11 protein-coding genes are annotated in these 18,280 nt (G+C 40.2%); 1 reads left to right on the forward strand and 10 read right to left on the reverse strand.

The annotated features are described in order from the left end of the window. Positions 1 to 141 precede the first annotated feature (141 nt). Positions 142 to 1,494 (forward strand): alanine/glycine:cation symporter family protein, encoded by a 1,353-nt coding sequence (locus LGQ02_RS20100; protein ID WP_226516053.1) that lies wholly within the window; start codon positions 142 to 144, stop codon positions 1,492 to 1,494. 413 nt (positions 1,495 to 1,907) lie between these two features. Here the strand turns inward: LGQ02_RS20100 and LGQ02_RS20105 are convergent, their stop codons facing one another. The 10 genes from LGQ02_RS20105 to LGQ02_RS20150 form a co-directional block, all read right to left on the reverse strand. After that, the gene (locus LGQ02_RS20105) at positions 1,908 to 3,506 is read right to left on the reverse strand and encodes a CTP synthase (RefSeq protein WP_226516054.1); all 1,599 of its coding nucleotides are present in this window, start codon (positions 3,504 to 3,506) and stop codon (positions 1,908 to 1,910) included. A gap of 274 nt (positions 3,507 to 3,780) precedes the next feature. Beyond that, on the reverse strand, positions 3,781 to 4,266 hold the full coding sequence (rpoE, locus tag LGQ02_RS20110) for a DNA-directed RNA polymerase subunit delta (RefSeq protein WP_226516055.1): 486 nt from the start codon (positions 4,264 to 4,266) through the stop codon (positions 3,781 to 3,783). Between the two features lie 1,133 nt (positions 4,267 to 5,399). Next, entirely contained in the window at positions 5,400 to 8,651 is a 3,252-nt protein-coding gene (gene icmF, locus LGQ02_RS20115; RefSeq protein WP_226516056.1) for a fused isobutyryl-CoA mutase/GTPase IcmF, read from the reverse strand. After that, positions 8,648 to 9,322: a TetR/AcrR family transcriptional regulator gene (locus LGQ02_RS20120; protein WP_226516057.1), complete on the reverse strand. Its 675-nt coding sequence runs from the start codon at positions 9,320 to 9,322 to the stop codon at positions 8,648 to 8,650. The genes icmF and LGQ02_RS20120 overlap by 4 nt, the downstream gene beginning before the upstream one ends. 2 nt (positions 9,323 to 9,324) lie before the next feature. Next, complete coding sequence (meaB, locus tag LGQ02_RS20125) at positions 9,325 to 10,272, reverse strand: methylmalonyl Co-A mutase-associated GTPase MeaB (RefSeq protein WP_226516058.1); 948 nt, start codon at positions 10,270 to 10,272, stop codon at positions 9,325 to 9,327. A gap of 18 nt (positions 10,273 to 10,290) precedes the next feature. Next, the gene (locus LGQ02_RS20130; protein WP_226516059.1) at positions 10,291 to 11,433 is read right to left on the reverse strand and encodes an acyl-CoA dehydrogenase; all 1,143 of its coding nucleotides are present in this window, start codon (positions 11,431 to 11,433) and stop codon (positions 10,291 to 10,293) included. A 327-nt stretch (positions 11,434 to 11,760) separates the two neighbouring features. Further along, positions 11,761 to 12,900, reverse strand: coding sequence for an acyl-CoA dehydrogenase (locus tag LGQ02_RS20135; protein ID WP_226516060.1), 1,140 nt, complete (start codon positions 12,898 to 12,900; stop codon positions 11,761 to 11,763). A gap of 63 nt (positions 12,901 to 12,963) precedes the next feature. Next, positions 12,964 to 13,815, reverse strand: coding sequence for a 3-hydroxybutyryl-CoA dehydrogenase (locus tag LGQ02_RS20140; protein ID WP_226516061.1), 852 nt, complete (start codon positions 13,813 to 13,815; stop codon positions 12,964 to 12,966). 410 nt (positions 13,816 to 14,225) lie between these two features. Further along, complete coding sequence (locus LGQ02_RS20145) at positions 14,226 to 15,404, reverse strand: acetyl-CoA C-acetyltransferase (protein ID WP_226516062.1); 1,179 nt, start codon at positions 15,402 to 15,404, stop codon at positions 14,226 to 14,228. Positions 15,405 to 15,655: 251 nt separating this feature from the next. Next, positions 15,656 to 17,767: a (Fe-S)-binding protein gene (locus tag LGQ02_RS20150; protein WP_226516063.1), complete on the reverse strand. Its 2,112-nt coding sequence runs from the start codon at positions 17,765 to 17,767 to the stop codon at positions 15,656 to 15,658. Positions 17,768 to 18,280: the final 513 nt, after the last annotated feature.

Consider the following 18,280-nt stretch of genomic DNA (forward strand, 5'->3'; position numbering starts at 1 on the left):
TCAAATGAACTTGACCATTTTTATTAATGTTTCTACTTTTCCTGAATATAATTGTAAAAAAATATAGACGAACACCCAATTTCGAGATAGAATTTTCAGTATATTCATAATTAACACTTTATATAAAAAGGAGTTGGTTTTATGGAAGCTGTTGAAGAGTTTATTGGCACCGTCAGTGGGTTTGTCTGGGGTTTACCACTGATCATTTTACTTGTTGGTACAGGTCTTTATTTAACATTTCGTTTAATGTTCTTCTCATTCCAACAACTACCGTATTCTTTAAAACTTGTTTTTTCTAAGAAGGATGAAAAATCAAAAGGGGATATTTCTCACTTCCAAGCTTTAATGACTGCTTTAGCGGCTACAGTCGGTACTGGTAATATTGCCGGGGTTGCCTCTGCAGTTGCAGTTGGTGGTCCTGGTGCAGTGTTTTGGATGTGGCTAACGGCATTTGTCGGAATGGCAACAAAATATAGTGAAGCCATACTTGGTGTTAAGTATCGAACTGAAAACTCTAAAGGTGAGATGTCCGGTGGGCCGATGCACTATATTGAAAAAGGACTCGGCATGAAATGGCTCGCTGTCTTATTTGCGTTCTTTGCTGCCATTGCTGCTTTTGGGATCGGAAACATGGTGCAATCACATGAGGCCGCAGGTGTTGCAAACTTAAACTTTGGAATTCCAACTTGGGTCACAGGACTTATACTTACAATTTTAGTTGGTCTTGTTATTATTGGTGGAATTAAAAGTATTGGAAAAGTTGTCGGCTTTATCGTACCAATTATGATCGTTTTTTATCTTCTTGCAGGTTTAAGTATCATTATTTTAAATGTCTCTTATGTACCTGATGCATTTGTTTATATCTTTACGGATGCATTCAATGGTCAGGCAGTTGCAGGGGGAGCAATTGGTGCAGTAATCCAACAAGGGGTTGCACGAGGAATCTTCTCCAACGAAGCTGGTCTTGGTACCGGTGGTATCGCTGCAGCTGCTGCAAAAACGGATATACCTGCTCGTCAAGCATTAGTATCAATGACACAAGTATTTATTGATACGATCCTTGTTTGTACAATTACAGGGCTTGCGCTCGTTATGGGGCAAATGTACCTCGTTGAGGCAGATAGTGCTGCACAATTAACATCAATGGCATTTGAAAACTATTTACCTGGTATAGGCGGATACGTCGTAGCGATTGCGTTATTATTCTTCGTATTCTCCACGATCGTTGGGTGGTCTTACTTTGGTGAGAAGTGTTTCACATACTTATTTGGCGATAAAGTCTCCATGTATTACCGAATCGCGTTCGTTGCTGCATTATTTGTTGGTTCCGTTGTTTCTTTAGATATCGTTTGGGGCTTCGCGGATGTCATGAACGGTTTAATGGCCTTTCCGAACTTAGTGGCCCTCCTCTTATTATCGGGAGTGGTTGTAGCTGAAACGAAGAAATTTAAAGAGAAGCGAAAACAAGAGAAACAGCAACAGCTCGGTGCTTAGATTGTGTTGCTCAGATAACAATTAAAAATTGTCTGCCATGCCTTTGCAACATGGTGAATGAAAATGGGTCCATATTTTACTATTATGTTGAGTTTGGAAGTACGCTACGAGACTCCTGCGGGAACAGCACGAGCCGAAAATCACCCAAAACGAACAGAATGAGTTTTGGGAAGTTGAGGCCGTGCCCGCGGAAAGCGAAGTGGCGTGTACTTCCAAACATGAATAGAGTTTTTTCCATTAAGTCTCATTTGAATGAGATTCTCTGTTAAAGGAAAGTGTTGATTCCCATTGAGTTTGAAGATTCGAAGGCGACGACACAAAGTTTACTAGACGCAAATTGCTTCGAGGTAATAATCAAAATTTAATTAAAAATAAAAGAAGAGGCTGTCGTTCGGCCTCTTCTTTCTTTTTAATTATTTCCCTAAACTAGCACGAATAAATTCACGGAAAAGCGGTTGTGGACGCGTTGGTCTAGAGACGAATTCAGGGTGGAACTGTGAAGCGACAAAATACGGATGATCTTTCACTTCAACAATTTCAACTAATCGTCCATCTGGACTTGTTCCAGAGAAGATAAAACCTGCTTCTTCCATTTGTTCACGATACTCATTATTAAACTCATAGCGATGACGGTGACGCTCATAGACGACTTGCTCAGAGTACGCTTCATAAGCTGCTGTTCCATCTATTAGTTTACATGGGTAAAGCCCTAGTCTTAATGTCCCGCCGTAATCTTCGACATCTTTTTGTTCAGGTAATAAATCAATGACAGGATACTTTGTTTCTGGGTTTAACTCTGCAGAGTTTGCTCCTTCAAAACCTAAAACGTTTCTTGCAAATTCGACAGACGCTAGCTGCATACCTAAACAAATCCCTAAGAAAGGAATTTTATTAACACGAGCATGTTCAATCGCTAAGATTTTTCCTTCAATTCCTCGATCACCAAATCCACCTGGAACAAGAATACCATCAACATTTGAAAGCTTTTCTTTCACGTTATCTCTTGTGACTTCTTCTGAATTAATCCACTCAATCTCAATATCTGAATCAAAAGCATAGCCTGCATGCTTTAGTGCCTCAGCAACAGATAAGTATGCATCTTGAAGAGCAACATATTTTCCGACTAAGGCAATTTTCGTTTTTGTAGAAAGATTTTTTACTTTATCAATGAGTCCTAACCATTCGCTCATGTCAGCTTCATTACACTTTAAGTTCAAATGGTTACAAACATATTCATCAAGCTTTTGCTTTTGTAGTTCAATCGGTACTTCATATAAGGTTTCAGCATCACGAGCTTCGATAACTGCTTCTTTTTCAATATCACAAAATAGGGCAATTTTGTCTTTCATATCTTCTGGCACAGGACGCTCTGTACGAACAACAATAACATTCGGCTGGATGCCTAAGCTTCGGAGCTCCTTCACACTATGTTGTGTCGGCTTCGATTTCATTTCTCCAGCTGCGCCAAGGTAAGGAATTAATGTACAGTGAATGTACATCACATTCTGCGCTCCAACATCACTTTTAATTTGACGGATCGCCTCTAAGAACGGAAGACTTTCGATGTCCCCAACTGTTCCACCAATCTCTGTTATAACAACATCTGGGTGCCCCTCTTTTGCTGCACGGTAAACACGATCTTTCAGTTCATTTGTAATGTGTGGAATGACTTGAACCGTTCCACCTAAATAATCACCACGACGTTCTTTTTTCAATACAGTAGAATACACTTTTCCTGTTGTAACGTTACTATATTTACCTAAGTTAATATCAATAAAGCGCTCGTAGTGTCCAAGGTCTAGGTCTGTTTCTGCTCCGTCATCAGTTACAAACACTTCTCCATGCTGATAAGGACTCATCGTCCCTGGGTCAACGTTAATATATGGATCAAACTTTTGAATCGTTACCTTTAGTCCTCGGTTTTTTAACAGGCGCCCTAAAGATGCCGCTGTAATCCCTTTTCCTAATGATGAAACAACACCGCCTGTAACAAAAATATACTTGGTCGTCATGTTCATAGTCCCTCGCTTTTTCTCGTAGTATTAGGGGGAAAATCAAGAAATAATAGCAACTAGCCTTCCCTTGTATACTGATACTAGTGACAACATTTCATGTATGTCTAAATAAAAAAAAACAAAAGTACCCACCTCTTTATAAGGAGGGGGCACTTTTGTTTTTATGGTTTCAATCGATTATTTGCATTTACTATAAGTAAAGCCCAAAAAGAATTTTAGCGATAAGTGACGAAAAAGTCAAGATGAGAGTTTAAATATACGAAAAGAAATATTAGAGGTCGTCCTCTTCATCCCCATCTATATCCTCTTCCACATCATCATCCATCTCGTCATCATCTTCGTCGAGATCAGAGTCCTCTTCACTTGCTAGTTCATCAAGTTCATCTTCAAGATCTTCAAATTCATCGAAATCTTCTTCATCTTCAAAGATTCCTGCTTCCTCATCTTCATCACGTTTTTTCTTACGTGCTCTGTTCGTTTGAGAAAGCTCTTCTTCTGTTTGATCAAAAGGATACCATGAGCGAAGAGCCCAATTATTGTCGCCAATATTTACGAAGCGACCGTCCATTGACATCTCAGTATAGAGGTGTGCAATACGCTCTTTCACTTGTTTTTCTGACAACCCTTTTGCTTCTGCTACTAGCTTTAATAGTGCATGATAGTTATAAGAGGTCTTATTCTCCTTTAACAGTTCATAGGCAATTTCAATCATTGCCAACTCCTTTAACTGAGCCTCACTGTACTGTTTGATGCTCACATCCGGCACTTCCTTTCAAAGAAAATTCTATCGTAATTCATAATAGAAAAACGTAAGTTATGTTCAGTCTTCTATGCTGCTAATCATAATTGCTATGCTAAGTAATCGCAAGTAGCGACGATAAATTCATACCTTTCATTATAAACACATCTATTATTATTATGCCAGTCTAATCCAATGTTTTGAAGAAGTTTTTTAATTATTCTCTGCTAATTGCCTTTATCCTTTTCAAGAACACACAATGAAGTTCATAAGTTTGGGAAACTCGTAGCTATTAGAGGGAAGAATGTCTTTTTGTGTTGTTTGATGAATCGCTTACGGCGCACGCTTGCACCTCTAGGCACAAGTGCGACATCCATTCTAGCTTCACTACGTTCGCTTTCACGGTGTCTTCTTTGCCGCGGGCACGGCCTCAACTTCCCAAAACTCACCATGTTTGTTTTGGGTGATTTTCGGCTAACCTGCTTCTTCCTCTACAAGTTTTGCTTTGTTGTTGCGTGCGTCGAAGCAGCTCAGAGTTATTCGAAGAAGTTGTGTTTGTTGCTTCTTCCTCTACTATCTTTGCTTCGTAGCTTGATGCGTCGGCGCAACTCACAGTTGTTTCACGAAGCTTTGTTCGTCGCTGTTCCCGCCATGCAAGAGCGATAACCTCTACGAAAACACATCGATTTGTCTCGACGGATAAACTTCGAAGCGTTGCTTGTAGAGAAAGAGACAGTCGGCGCCTTTCGCTCTTCACCATTTTAAATCCCTAAATTTATATTTATCAAACAATGAAGGATAATAAAAGATCAATTAATTAAAAGTACTCGCTTCTAAATGATGTGTTTTAAAATTTGCCGCTGAAAATTAACAATGTCTTTTACCTAAGTCTTTCTTGCAAGCTGAAATATATAATGTAGGTACAGTGTCGTGTTCAAGTCGTATCCTTTTTTAGCGTGGGCATTAATTTTTCGGTTTAAACATCGTAAAAGGCGGAGGTTTTCTGTTAAAGGAGGAATAATAAATAGCAACGTTCTCGTTTTAAACCAGTCGGTATTTATGGTGGATTTGTTTGCGATTTTTCTCTTTTACTTGCGACTTCCGTAATTTTTCATAAAAAAGGAGCCTACGAGAGGCTCCAATACGTCTACTTATAAATTTCTTCTATATTGACCCCCGACTTCGTAAAGGGCGTCGGTAATTTGGCCAAGACTTGCAACTTTCACTGCTTCCATTAACTCTTCAAATAAGTTCCCCCCGCTTAAGGCAACTTCTTTTAAACGAGCTAATGCTTTTTCTGATTCGCTAGCATGTGATTCTTGGAAATTGCGTAAATGCTGTATTTGACCTTCTTTCTCTTCTTTCGTTGCACGAGCTAGTTCCATATCAAAGTCATCTTCTTTTGGAGTGTTAGGGTTCAAGTAGGTGTTAACTCCAATGATCGGTAGATCTCCGTTATGCTTTTTCGTTTCGTATAATAGAGATTCTTCTTGAATTTTTCCACGCTGATATTGTGTTTCCATTGCCCCTAACACTCCACCGCGGTCGTTCATGCGCTCTAACTCCATAAGGACAGCCTCTTCAACAAGATCTGTTAACTCTTCAACGATGAATGAACCTTGCTGTGGATTTTCATTTTTCGCAAGTCCCATTTCTTTTGTGATAATGAGTTGGATTGCCATCGCTCGACGGACACTTTCTTCCGTCGGTGTAGTGACCGCTTCGTCATAGGCGTTCGTATGAAGTGAGTTACAGTTATCATAGATTGCCATTAACGCTTGTAATGTTGTACGAATGTCATTAAAATCAACTTCCTGTGCGTGCAATGACCGCCCTGACGTTTGGATATGGTATTTAAGCTTTTGGCTTCGCTCGTTTCCACCATACTTATGCTTCATCGCAATTGCCCAAATGCGTCGAGCAACTCGCCCAATTACCGTATATTCTGGGTCAAGCCCGTTACTGAAGAAGAACGATAAGTTTGGTGCAAAGTCATCAATGTGCATACCACGGCTCAAATAGTATTCCACATACGTAAAGCCATTTGCTAACGTAAATGCTAGCTGACTAATCGGGTTTGCTCCCGCTTCTGCAATATGATAGCCAGAAATCGATACAGAATAATAGTTTCGCACTTTATGATCAATAAAATATTGTTGAATATCGCCCATCATTCGAAGGGCAAACTCCGTACTAAAAATACACGTGTTTTGACCTTGATCTTCTTTTAAAATGTCTGCTTGAACGGTTCCTCGAACCGTAGACAACGTTCGATCTTTAATTTCTTCTTTTTCGGCTTCATTCGGTTCTCTACCATTTTGCTTCGTGTATGCTTCAATTTGCTGGTCAACCGCCGTGTTCATAAACATTGCTAAAATGATTGGCGCCGGTCCATTAATTGTCATTGAAACAGACGTTGATGGTGCACATAGATCGAAGCCATCGTAAAGTTTCTTCATATCATCTAGCGTACAAATGCTCACACCACTTTCACCGACCTTACCGTAAATATCAGGTCGATATCCTGGATCTTCACCATATAAAGTTACCGAGTCAAACGCTGTACTTAAACGTTTTGCGTCGTCGTCTTCTGATAAATAATGAAAGCGTCGGTTCGTTCTTTCTGGGCTTCCTTCACCAGCGAATTGACGTTTCGGGTCTTCCCCTTTTCGCTTAAATGGAAAAACACCAGCAGTATAAGGGAACTCACCTGGAACATTTTCTTTTCGAACCCAACGGACGATTTCACCATAGTCCTCAAACTTTGGTAACGCAACTTTCGGAATATCTAAACCCGAAAGACTTCTCGTCTTTAATTCCGTGACGATTTCTTTGTCCCGAATTTTTGTAACGAATTGATCTTGTTTATACATTTCCTTTTTATTTTCCCATGTATCGAGCGTTTCCTTTGTTTCTTGAGTTAGTTCAGACTTATATTCTTCTTTTAGCTCGATTAACCCGTGACGGTCATCATCACGTTTTTTCTCGTTTAACGCCTCAAGCGTACCTTCAATTTGGAAAAGCCGACGCGCTTTTTTCATTTCTTCTTCTGTTTTTTTATGATAAGAACGAACGGTATCTGAGATTTCCCTCAAGTAATGAATTTGTTCAGATGGAATAATGACTTTTTTTGTTGATAATTCATCTGTTTTTCCGAGGTTTGTTTGCCAGTCGCTCTCGCACTTTTCATTAATGATCGTGATTAGTTCATAAAATAAGCGGTTTGTACCTGGATCATTAAACTGACTCGCAATCGTACCGTAAACTGGCATGTTTTCTGGTTGCTCTTCAAATAACGTATGGCTTCGTTGATATTGCTTACGTACTTCTCGAAGCGCATCTTCTGATCCTTTTCGGTCAAACTTGTTTATTGAGATGATATCGGCAAAATCAATCATATCGATTTTTTCAAGCTGTGATGGTGCACCGAATTCACTCGTCATGACGTACATAGAGGCATCTGCTACATCGGTAATTGCTGCGTCTCCTTGACCAATTCCACTTGTCTCAACAATGATCATGTCGTATCCCGCTGCTTTAACGACATGGATCGCCTCTTCGATTGCTTTCGAAAGCTCTTGACGGCTGTCTCTTGTCGCTAAAGAACGCATATAAACACGCGGTGAGTGAATAGCATTCATACGAATTCTATCACCAAGCAATGCACCACCTGTTTTTTTCTTCGTTGGGTCAACAGATAAGATCGCTAATGATTTATCATCAAACGCATTTAAGAACCTTCTTACAAGCTCATCTGTTAATGAACTTTTCCCGGCTCCTCCCGTTCCTGTAATTCCAAGGATCGGTGTGTCTGGCATATTTTTAGAAAGGATTTCTTCTTCAAACAGGGTTTGCGCTTGTTCATTTAGTTCTTCTTTAAATGCACGTTTTTCTGCAACACTGATCATTCGTGCAACAGAGCCCATTTCTCTCGTTTCAATTTGTTCGCCTGAAATTTTTGAGACATCATCAAGGGCAAAGTCACAAGTCTCTAACATTTGATCAATCATTCCTTGAAGGCCGTGTTTTCTTCCATCTTCTGGAGAAAAAATTCGAGTAATCCCATAGTCATGGAGCTCACGAATCTCGGCAGGAATAATGACTCCACCACCGCCTCCAAAAATTTGAATATGTCCTGCTCCTTTTTCTTGAAGCAAATCATATAAGTATTTAAAATATTCTACATGTCCGCCTTGATATGATGAGATCGCAATGCCTTGGACATCTTCTTGAATTGCTGCTTGAACGACTTCATCCACCGAACGGTTATGTCCAAGGTGAATAACTTCAGCTCCTGAGGCTTGAAGCATTCTTCTCATAATATTAATGGACGCATCATGACCATCAAATAAACTTGATGCTGTTACAAAACGGATTGGATTCTTCGGTTCGTATCTTATCATACTTCTCCCTCCGTACCTGTTGTGTGCAAAGAGGATGCACTTTTTTCATCTTCCAACTGAAACCCATGAAATAGCTGGCTCATTTGCCATTTACAATATTGTTCAATGTTATATTCCTTTTGAACTGCCCACCTTCTAAACGTCCACATATGTCCTGCAACGAGAATGTTGTGACAGGCAAGCGTCACCTCTTCTTCATTTAAAAGGAGTATTCCTTTATCCATACAAGCGCGAATTTCTTTTTCAAACATTTCTTTCATATTTATTTCTTTTTGTAACACATAATTTAACGATTCTTTCGGTAGCGATTTCGTTTCTTGATATAAGACTAGTACTTCATCTTGTAAATCGTCGACGACATTGAAGTAAGATTCAATCACTTGCTTCAAACGCTCAATACCTTCAAGATTTACATCCATTAATTGTTCCCACTTTTCCATGACCTCGTCATAGACTGCGTCACAAACTAAATAAAGAATATCTTCTTTGGATCCGATATATTCATATAACGTACCTATACTAAAACCAGACGCTTGAGCGACTTCTCGCGTCGTCGTTCCGTGATAACCTTTTTCGTTAAAAAGCTTTACCGATGCCTTTACGATCTGCTCCCTGCGTTTATGAACAAGCCGCTGATCTTTTACCATCGATGGCACTTGTTTCTTTTTCATACTTAGCCCTCTCCTCTCTTCGTGCCTTCACCCTTTTTCCATAATTGGAAAATTTTCTCGGAGGTTTCATAAGGATCTTGTTCTAACACCTCTTGATGGGTGAAGTATCGATCTAATAGAGGGGAAATTTCAAATAAAAATTGTTCTTGTAAACGGCGTGTGACTTCTTGTTTTCTCTGACTGAGTCGTCGTTCAGTTCTTTCACTCGATGAAACCAAGAATCGAAAATGTTCATCAAGCTTCTCAACAACTTCGTTCATTCCTTTATTTTCTGTTGAAATGGTTTCAACGATAGGTGGTGACCACTTTCCGAAACGCTCAGAAATGTGTAATAAGTCTTCAAGTTCTCCTTTTAGTTGATCGACGCCAGGTAAATCTGCTTTATTAATAATAAATAAGTCCGCAATTTCCATAATTCCTGCTTTAAATGCTTGAATGACATCGCCACCTGAAGGGTATAAAACGAGTGCAACAGAGTCAGCTGTTTTCATAATATCGAGCTCTGACTGGCCTACACCAACTGTTTCAACGACCACTAAATCAAAACCTGAAGCACTCATGAGTCGCACAACATCCTGACATGCTTCAGATAGTCCCCCTAAGCTACCTCTTGTGCCTAAACTTCGAATAAATACACCATCATCTTCTTCATGATCTTTCATTCGGACACGATCACCAAGTAATGCACCACCGGAAAATGGGCTTGTCGGATCTACAGCTGCTATCGCAACAGTTTTTCCTCGTTTTCGCCACTCTTTTACAAGCATATTGACAAGTGAACTCTTCCCAGCTCCAGGTGATCCTGTCACACCAATAATTTGTCCTTTGTTATTTTCATCGTATAGGCGGGACAAAAGAGATCGGTACCCATGCTTTCTATCTTCAACAATCGATATTGCTTTTGCTAATGCACGTTGATCTCCTTTGCGAATTTTTCCTCCTAAATCCATATATCCCGCCCCCATCTATTAATCTTTTAATAACATTTTTGATATTACGAGCCTTTGAATTTCGTTTGTTCCTTCGTAAATTTGTGTAATTTTTGCATCACGCATATAACGTTCCACTGGGTACTCTTTTGTATAACCGTACCCTCCGAATACTTGAACTGCTTCCGTTGTTACTTCCATTGCCGTGTCACCAGCAAATAGTTTAGACATTGCTGACTCTTTTCCGTATGGGAGGCCTTCGCTCTCTTTCCATGCCGCTTGATACGTAAGGAGTCGTGATGCTTCAATTTTTGTCGCCATTTCAGCAATTTTAAAACCAATTCCTTGCTGAGCTCCGATCGCTTTACCAAACTGTTTTCGTTCTTTTGCATAATTAACAGATGCATCAAGCGCCCCTTGAGCGATCCCTACCGCTTGAGCAGCAATCCCATTACGTCCACCATCTAGTGTCATCATCGCAATTTTAAAGCCTTCTCCTTCTTCTCCGAGCATGTTTTCTTTCGGAACTCGGCAGTTATCAAAGATGATTTCTAATGTAGGTGATGAACGAATGCCGAGTTTGCTTTCTTTTTTGCCCATTGAAAATCCTGGTGTTCCTTTTTCTACAATAAAAGCGGAGCAACCTTTATGCTTTTTCTCTGGGTCTGTCAAAGCAAAAACAACGTAAATGTCTGCTTCACCTGCGTTTGTAATAAAGATCTTTGATCCGTCAATAATGTAATCATCGCCATCACGTTTAGCGATTGTTCTCATATTTGCTGCATCACTACCAGAGCCAGATTCTGTTAGGCCATATGCCCCCATTTTCTTTCCTTCAGCCATTGGACGCAAAAACTTTTGTTTCTGCTCTTCTGATCCAAACGTATAAATCGGCCATCCGGCTAATGAAATATGAGCTGATAATGTTACTCCCGTTGATGCACAAACACGTGATAATTCTTCGACTGCAATGACATAGCTTAAATAATCAGCTCCAATTCCGCCGTATTCTTCTGGCCACGGGACCCCGGTTAACCCTAATTCTGCCATTTGATCAAAAATTTCACGGTCAAACCGTTCCTCTTCATCTCTTTCTGCTGCTGTTGGTGCAACTTCATTTTCAGCAAAGTCACGAACCATCTTACGAATCATCTGTTGCTCGTCTGTAAGTTGAAAATTCATCTTCTAAGTCCCCTCTTTCATGTCATTACTTTAGGGCTATGTTAAAGTTGGTTGCCCCTTCCTCTACTTGCAACACACAGTAGTGAATGCGTCGGGGCAGCTCGAAGCTGTTCGAAGAAGTGTTGCTTGTTGTTGATTTTAAGCTCCACTCTCGGTGGACGCTCTCCGCGGGCACGGCTTCAGCTAACTAAGGAAAGAAAATGATTATTTCTTTCCTAAGTGGATCTTCACCTCGTGCTTTTCCCGCTGGAGTCGCCACCTTCGCTCCTCACAAATGAAACAATTGTAAAATAACACTTCTTATCAACACTGAACTTTAACAGCACCTTACTTTAAAAGCTCTTTACTAATCACAATTTTTTGTATTTCGGATGTTCCTTCATATATTTGTGTTACTTTCGCATCTCTAAAGTAGCGCTCTACAGGATACTCTTTCGTATAACCGTAACCACCGAATACTTGTATCGCTTCTGTCGTCACATCCATAGCTGCTTGAGAAGCAAAGAGTTTTGCCATGGATGCCTCTTTATTACACGAAATCCCTGCCTCTTTCATTGATGCTGCTTGATAAATAAGTAATCGAGCCGATTCAACCTTTGTCGCCATATTCGCTAATTTAAAACCTAGCCCTTGCTGAGCTCCAATTGGTTTACCAAATTGTTTTCTTTCTTTTGCATACGCTGTTGCTGCCTCAAGTGCTCCTTCAGCAATCCCTAATGCTTGTGCAGCAATACCAATTCGACCGGCATTTAAATTGTATAGGGCAATCTTAAACCCTTCCCCTTCTTTTCCGAGGAGGTTTTCAGCTGGCACTTTCGCATCATCAAACGATAGTTGAGTCGTATTCGATCCGTGAAGACCCATCTTTTTTTCCTTAGCTCCGACAGAAAAACCAGGTGTATCTTTGTCGATAATAAAGGCACTAATACCTTTACTTCCCTTTTCAGGTTCTGTTTTCGCAAAGGCAATGTAGACGTCGGCTTCTCCACCATTTGTAATAAATACTTTCGATCCATTTAAAATGTAATGATCGCCCTTTTTTTCTGCAGTAGTCTTCAAGCTTCCTGCATCACTTCCTGATCCAGGCTCTGTCAATGCAAAGGCCCCTAAATTTTCTCCAGTTGCAAGCTTCGGTATATAGCGCTGTTTCTGTTCTTCAGTCCCAAAATAAAGAATTGGGTTTGTCGCAACTGAGGTATGGACAGATAGAATAACACCAACTGTCGCACTCACTCTTGAAAGCTCATGAATGGCAAGGATATAGGAAGTAAAGCCCATTTCAGATCCCCCATACTTTTCCGGGATCGGGATTCCCATGAGACCAAGCTCTCCCATTGCTTTTATAATATCTTTTGGAAATTCATCCGTCTCTTCCATATGAGGAACGGCTTTTGCTACCTGCTCCTCTGCAAATTGACGAACCATTTTCCTCATCATTTCTTGTTCTTCTGTAAAGGTTAATTCCAATGATGTCACCTCATCTTAGACGATACTTTTATGATTTACATGCATTACACACGCTCTTAGCATCTATTCGTACTTATAAAACCCACGTCCAGCTTTCTTCCCTAGCCATCCTGCTTTTACATATTTTCTTAGGAGAGGACATGGGCGATATTTGTCATCACCAAAGCCTTCGTGGAGCGTTTCCATAATATATAAACATGTATCTAAGCCGATAAAGTCAGCAAGCGTCAACGGCCCCATTGGATGGTTCATCCCTAACTTCATGACTTCATCGACGTCTTCTGGTGAAGCTACCCCTTCATAAACAGTGTAAATGGCTTCATTAATCATCGGCATAAGAATACGGTTTGACACAAAGCCAGGGAAGTCATTTACTTCCACGGCAGTTTTCTTCAACTCTTCTGCCATTGTTTTTACCGTATCAAACACTTCATCACTAGTCGCTAAGCCGCGAATCAATTCTACTAGTTTCATAACAGGTACTGGGTTCATAAAGTGCATCCCGATGACTTTTTCTGGACGCTTTGTGACAGCAGCAATTTCAGTGATCGGTAAAGAAGACGTATTTGTTGCAAGAATCGTATGATCAGGTGCGATATCATCAAGCTGTGCAAATACGTTTTTCTTCACTTCCATGTTTTCCAATGCTGCTTCAATAACGATATCTACATTTTCGGCGTTTGATAATTGAACAGAGGAGTGTATTCGTCGTAAAAATCGATCCATATCTGCTTCTGATATCCGTTCTTTATCAACTTGACGTTGAAGCTGTTTTCCAATCCTTTGTAACCCTCGTTCTACGTATTCTTCTTTCAAGTCATGAAGGATGACATCATAGCCGTTCATGGCACAAACTTGTGCAATTCCTGAACCCATTTGACCTGCTCCAATGACCATTACTTTATTGATTTGCATGTATATCCTCCCTTTATCGAACGACAAAATCTAAATGTCTATCAATTCGTAATCATGTGGGGAAGCACATGTTGCTTCTTCCTCTACTAGCTTTTGCTACGTAGCTGGATGCGTCGGCGCAGTTCTCAGTGGTTCGACGAAGCTGTATTTGTTGCTTCGCTTTCCGTGGGCACGGCCTCAACTTCCCAAAACTCACCACGATCGTTTTGGGTGATTTTCGGCTCGCGCTGGTCCCACTGGAGTCTCGCAACGTGCTTCCATAGACACCTTTAAAAATTACATAAAACAACTTTTTGTTCTTCATAGTGCAAAAACATTTAACATGAAACCACCATAAAATAATGCCTTCATTTATCACTCTGCTTGTGCACCATTAAATGCACTTTGCCATTAAACTCTAATAAATGTCATTAAACTTGAATCATGACTGCATCGCCTTGGCCTCCGCCACTACAGATCGCTGCAATACCAATTCCGCCTCCGCGACGTTTTAATTCATAAGCCAGTGTTAAAATAATTCTCGTTCCACTAGCTCCGATTGGGTGACCTAAAGCAACAGCCCCGCCGTTTACATTGATTTTCTCAGGATCTAAATTTGCAATTTGACCACTTGCCAGAGATACTGCTGCAAAAGCCTCATTTACTTCAAATAAATCGACATCTTCAAGCTTTACACCTGTTTTATCAAGAAGCTTATTAATCACTAAGCCTGGCGTTTTAGGAAAGTTCTCTGGTTCAACAGCAAGTTGTGTATGACCCATGATCGTTGCTAGAGGTTCAACACCACGTTGTTTCGCTTTCTCTTCATTCATTAATACAACGGCTGCAGCACCATCATTTACTCCAGGTGCATTACCTGCTGTAATCGTGCCATCTGCACCAAAAACAGGTTTTAATTTCGCTAGTCTTTCGACCGTCGTCTCTGCGCGCGGAGACTCATCGTCTTTAACAACGATTGGATCGCCTTTACGCTGTGGAACTTCTACCGAAACGATTTCTTCAGCTAGCTTCCCTTCATTTATTGCTGTCACAGCTTTTTGATGACTATTAAAAGACCACTCATCTTGTGCTTCACGAGTAAGCTCGTGTTCTTTTGCAACATTATTTCCGTAGTTCCCCATATGAACGCCTGTAAAAGTACAAGTTAAGCCATCATGAATCATCATATCGTGAAACTTTTGCTCACCCATTTTAAAACCAAATCGCGCTCCTTTAACAAAAAACGGTGCTTGGCTCATCGATTCCATTCCACCTGCAACAACCGTTTCCTGTTCACCAGCACGAATTAAAATGTCTCCTAATGTCACACTGCGCATTCCTGAAGCACAAACCTTGTTAATCGTTTCTGTTTCTGTTTCCCAAGGGATTCCTGCTTCGTGCATTGCTTGGCGTGATGGGAGTTGCCCTTGTCCCCCTTGTAACACTGTCCCCATAATGACATGGTCAACCTCTTTACCTTCTACTTTTGCACGATTTAACGCTTCCTTCATTGCTTTTCCGCCGAGTTGCGATGCTGTAAATCCTGATAGTTTGCCTCCTAAACGTCCGATTGGCGTTCTCGCTCCACTAACAATCACTGTTTTACTCATGAAACTTCCTCCTTTATATTGATAGTTACTTTGTTTTACTGATTTACTTTGTTCACAACAAAGCAAAAAGACATAACTCCAAACAGGTCATATCAATCACATTCAAGCTCGATTGAACGCTCGCTCAGGATAACGCCAATAAATGTTAACGCTTCCAAAACAAAAGACGCGTTTTAAACATACATATTCGGGTGATCGCAAAATATTTAGGATCACCCGAAAATTTAGAATTTTCCTTCTAGTCTACTTCGTCATGTTGTCACAAATTCCTCTTTTGTTTCCAAAGATTTTTCTAAAATTTCTACAATATCCATCGTTTTCACGTCTTCTTCTACTTCTTTCGCCTTTGTTCCATCACTTAACATCGTTAAGCAATATGGACAACCAGAACCGATAATTGATGGAGATACATCTAATGCTTGTTCTGTTCGTGCTTCGTTGACACGTGTCCCTGTATCTTCTTCCATCCACATCATGCCTCCGCCTGCACCACAGCACATTCCGTTTTCACGGTTACGTTCCATTTCAATAACCTTAACCCCTGGAATTGCATTTAAAATCTCACGTGGTGGGTCGTACACGTCGTTATAACGTCCAAGGTAACATGAGTCATGATACGTGATCGTCTCATTTACTTCTTTCGTTGGTTTAATGCGTCCCTCTTTGATCCATTCATATAGAAGTTCGGTATGATGATAGACTTCTGCTTCTAAACCGAATTCAGGATATTCATTTTTAAACGTATTGTACGTATGTGGATCCACCGTTACGATCTTCTTCACATCATTTTTTTCGAACTCTTGAATGTTCGCTGCTGCAAGCTCTTGGAAAAGGAATTCGTTACCGATACGACGAGGCGTATCACCAGAGTTTTTCTCTTTGTTTCCAAGGATGGCAAATTTAATGCCTGCTTCATTCATAATCTTTGCGAAAGATTGAGCGATTTTTTGGCTTCGGTTATCGTATGATCCCATTGAACCTACGAAGAATAAGTATTCAAATTCTTCACCTTTCTTCTTCATCTCTTTTACTGTAGGTACGTCAATATCTTCTCGACCTTCACGCCACTTTTCTCTCTCTTTACGGTTAATCCCCCATGGGTTACCTTGGCGTTCAATATTCGTAATTGTACGTTGAGCTTCTGTATCCATTTTTCCTTCTGTTAATACTAAATAACGTCTCATATCAATGATCTTGTCGACATGTTCATTTAAAACTGGGCATTGATCTTCACAGTTACGGCAAGTCGTACATGCCCAAATCTCTTCTTCGGTAATCACATCACCAATTAGGCTTACATCATATGCTTCAGCTGTTGCTGCTGCTTCATCACCTGCTATACCTGCTCCAGCTGCAGCTAGTTGATTTCCTTTTGTATTGTTAAATGCATAAGTTGGCATCCAAGGCTTTCTTGACGTAACGGCTGCCCCTTTTTCTGTTAAGTGGTCACGCATTTTTACAATTAAATCCATTGGTGAGAGCATTTTACCTGTTCCTGTTGCTGGACACATATTTGTACAACGGCCACACTCTACACATGCATATAGATCTAGAAGTTGTTTTTGGTCAAAGTCTTCAATGACATTTTTCCCAAACTTCTCTGCTTCTTCATCTTCAAAGTCAATGGAATTTAACTGTCCTTTATTATGTGTTGGTCCAACCCAAACGTTTGCTGGTCCTGCAATTAAGTGAGCATGCTTTGATTGTGGAATGTACACTAAGAAAATCAGTAAGAACATTAAATGCATCCACCAGAATACGAAGAACATAGTTGCTGCAGTAGTTTCACCAGCCCCACTGAAAACGGTTGCAATACTAGATGCAATTGGCTCCGCCATTGTCACTTCTTTTCCTAGCCAAATCATCTCCATCCCTTTTGCAAAAAGTTTAGAGATCATCAGTCCTCCGATGAAAATAAGTACTAAACCGGATTTGAAATTCCTCTTTAGGCGAACGAGCTTTTCAACATAACGTCGGTGAAACGCCCAAACGACCGCAACTAAAATCATTATGACAACAATTTCTTGGAAGAACGTAAAGTAAGGATAGAGCGGGCCAAAAGGTAAATGTCCACCTGGTGACAACCCTTTCCAAATGACATCAATTGCACTAAATTGAACGAGGATAAATCCGTAAAAGAACAATACGTGAATAATACCGCTTTTTTTATCTTTCAATAACTTTTTTTGTCCAAAGACCATCGTCTTGAAGTCTTCCCAGCGTTCCTTTGTTGTTTTTATGAACTCTGGTTTTTGACCTAATTTAATGTATTCGATTCTCGTTTTTACAAGCGTGGCAAATAAATAGAGCGCATAGCCTGTTACAAGAAGAAAGGCAATCCAGTTAATCATGATTAAATCCATTAAAAACAGCTCCTTTCATAGTTGACTTTCATTAAATATTGGCTTTGTTAAAGGTTAGTATTGATTTTCAAAAATACACTCGCTTGCACCTCTAGGTACAAGTGCGACATCCGTTCAAGCGTCACTTCGTTTGCTTTCACGGTGTCTTCTTTGCCGCGGGCAAGGCTTCAGCTAATTGGGGAGTTCCTGTCTCTTCCTCTACAAGCACTGCTTTGAAGCTGTATCCGTCGAGACAACTCGAAGCCTATTCGTGAAGCCATGCTCGTCGCTGGCGTCTCGTAATTTTGAAAATCAACAATGAAGATTAACAGAGCCTAAAGATTCAATAGTAAATCGCTCTTTTACGTTCCTCCTTCTCTCTCGTTGTCGATTGATGCATTTTTAGTGCTTACAAACAATAGAATACATGTTTTTCTCGCAGAAAAATACACCCTTTTCTGAAAATAATTTATATTTAGTTTTTATTATAGCACAAAAAATAATGAATGAGTATTCATTCATACATTTCTTTTG

It is taken from the genome of Bacillus shivajii, from assembly GCF_020519665.1.
Taxonomy (GTDB): domain Bacteria; phylum Bacillota; class Bacilli; order Bacillales; family Salisediminibacteriaceae; genus Bacillus_CA; species Bacillus_CA shivajii.

Excerpts from the sequence above, each read along its gene's own strand:
- LGQ02_RS20145 (WP_226516062.1), bottom strand. The coding sequence starts at position 15,404 with ATGAGTAAAACAGTGATTGTTAGTGGAGCGAGAACGCCAATCGGACGT.
- LGQ02_RS20100 (WP_226516053.1), top strand. The coding sequence starts at position 142 with ATGGAAGCTGTTGAAGAGTTTATTGGCACCGTCAGTGGGTTTGTCTGG.
- LGQ02_RS20150 (WP_226516063.1), bottom strand. The coding sequence starts at position 17,767 with ATGGATTTAATCATGATTAACTGGATTGCCTTTCTTCTTGTAACAGGC.
- LGQ02_RS20140 (WP_226516061.1), bottom strand. The coding sequence starts at position 13,815 with ATGCAAATCAATAAAGTAATGGTCATTGGAGCAGGTCAAATGGGTTCA.
- LGQ02_RS20130 (WP_226516059.1), bottom strand. The coding sequence starts at position 11,433 with ATGAATTTTCAACTTACAGACGAGCAACAGATGATTCGTAAGATGGTT.
- LGQ02_RS20120 (WP_226516057.1), bottom strand. The coding sequence starts at position 9,322 with ATGAAAAAGAAACAAGTGCCATCGATGGTAAAAGATCAGCGGCTTGTT.
- meaB (WP_226516058.1), bottom strand. The coding sequence starts at position 10,272 with ATGGATTTAGGAGGAAAAATTCGCAAAGGAGATCAACGTGCATTAGCA.
- LGQ02_RS20105 (WP_226516054.1), bottom strand. The coding sequence starts at position 3,506 with ATGACGACCAAGTATATTTTTGTTACAGGCGGTGTTGTTTCATCATTA.
- icmF (WP_226516056.1), bottom strand. The coding sequence starts at position 8,651 with ATGATAAGATACGAACCGAAGAATCCAATCCGTTTTGTAACAGCATCA.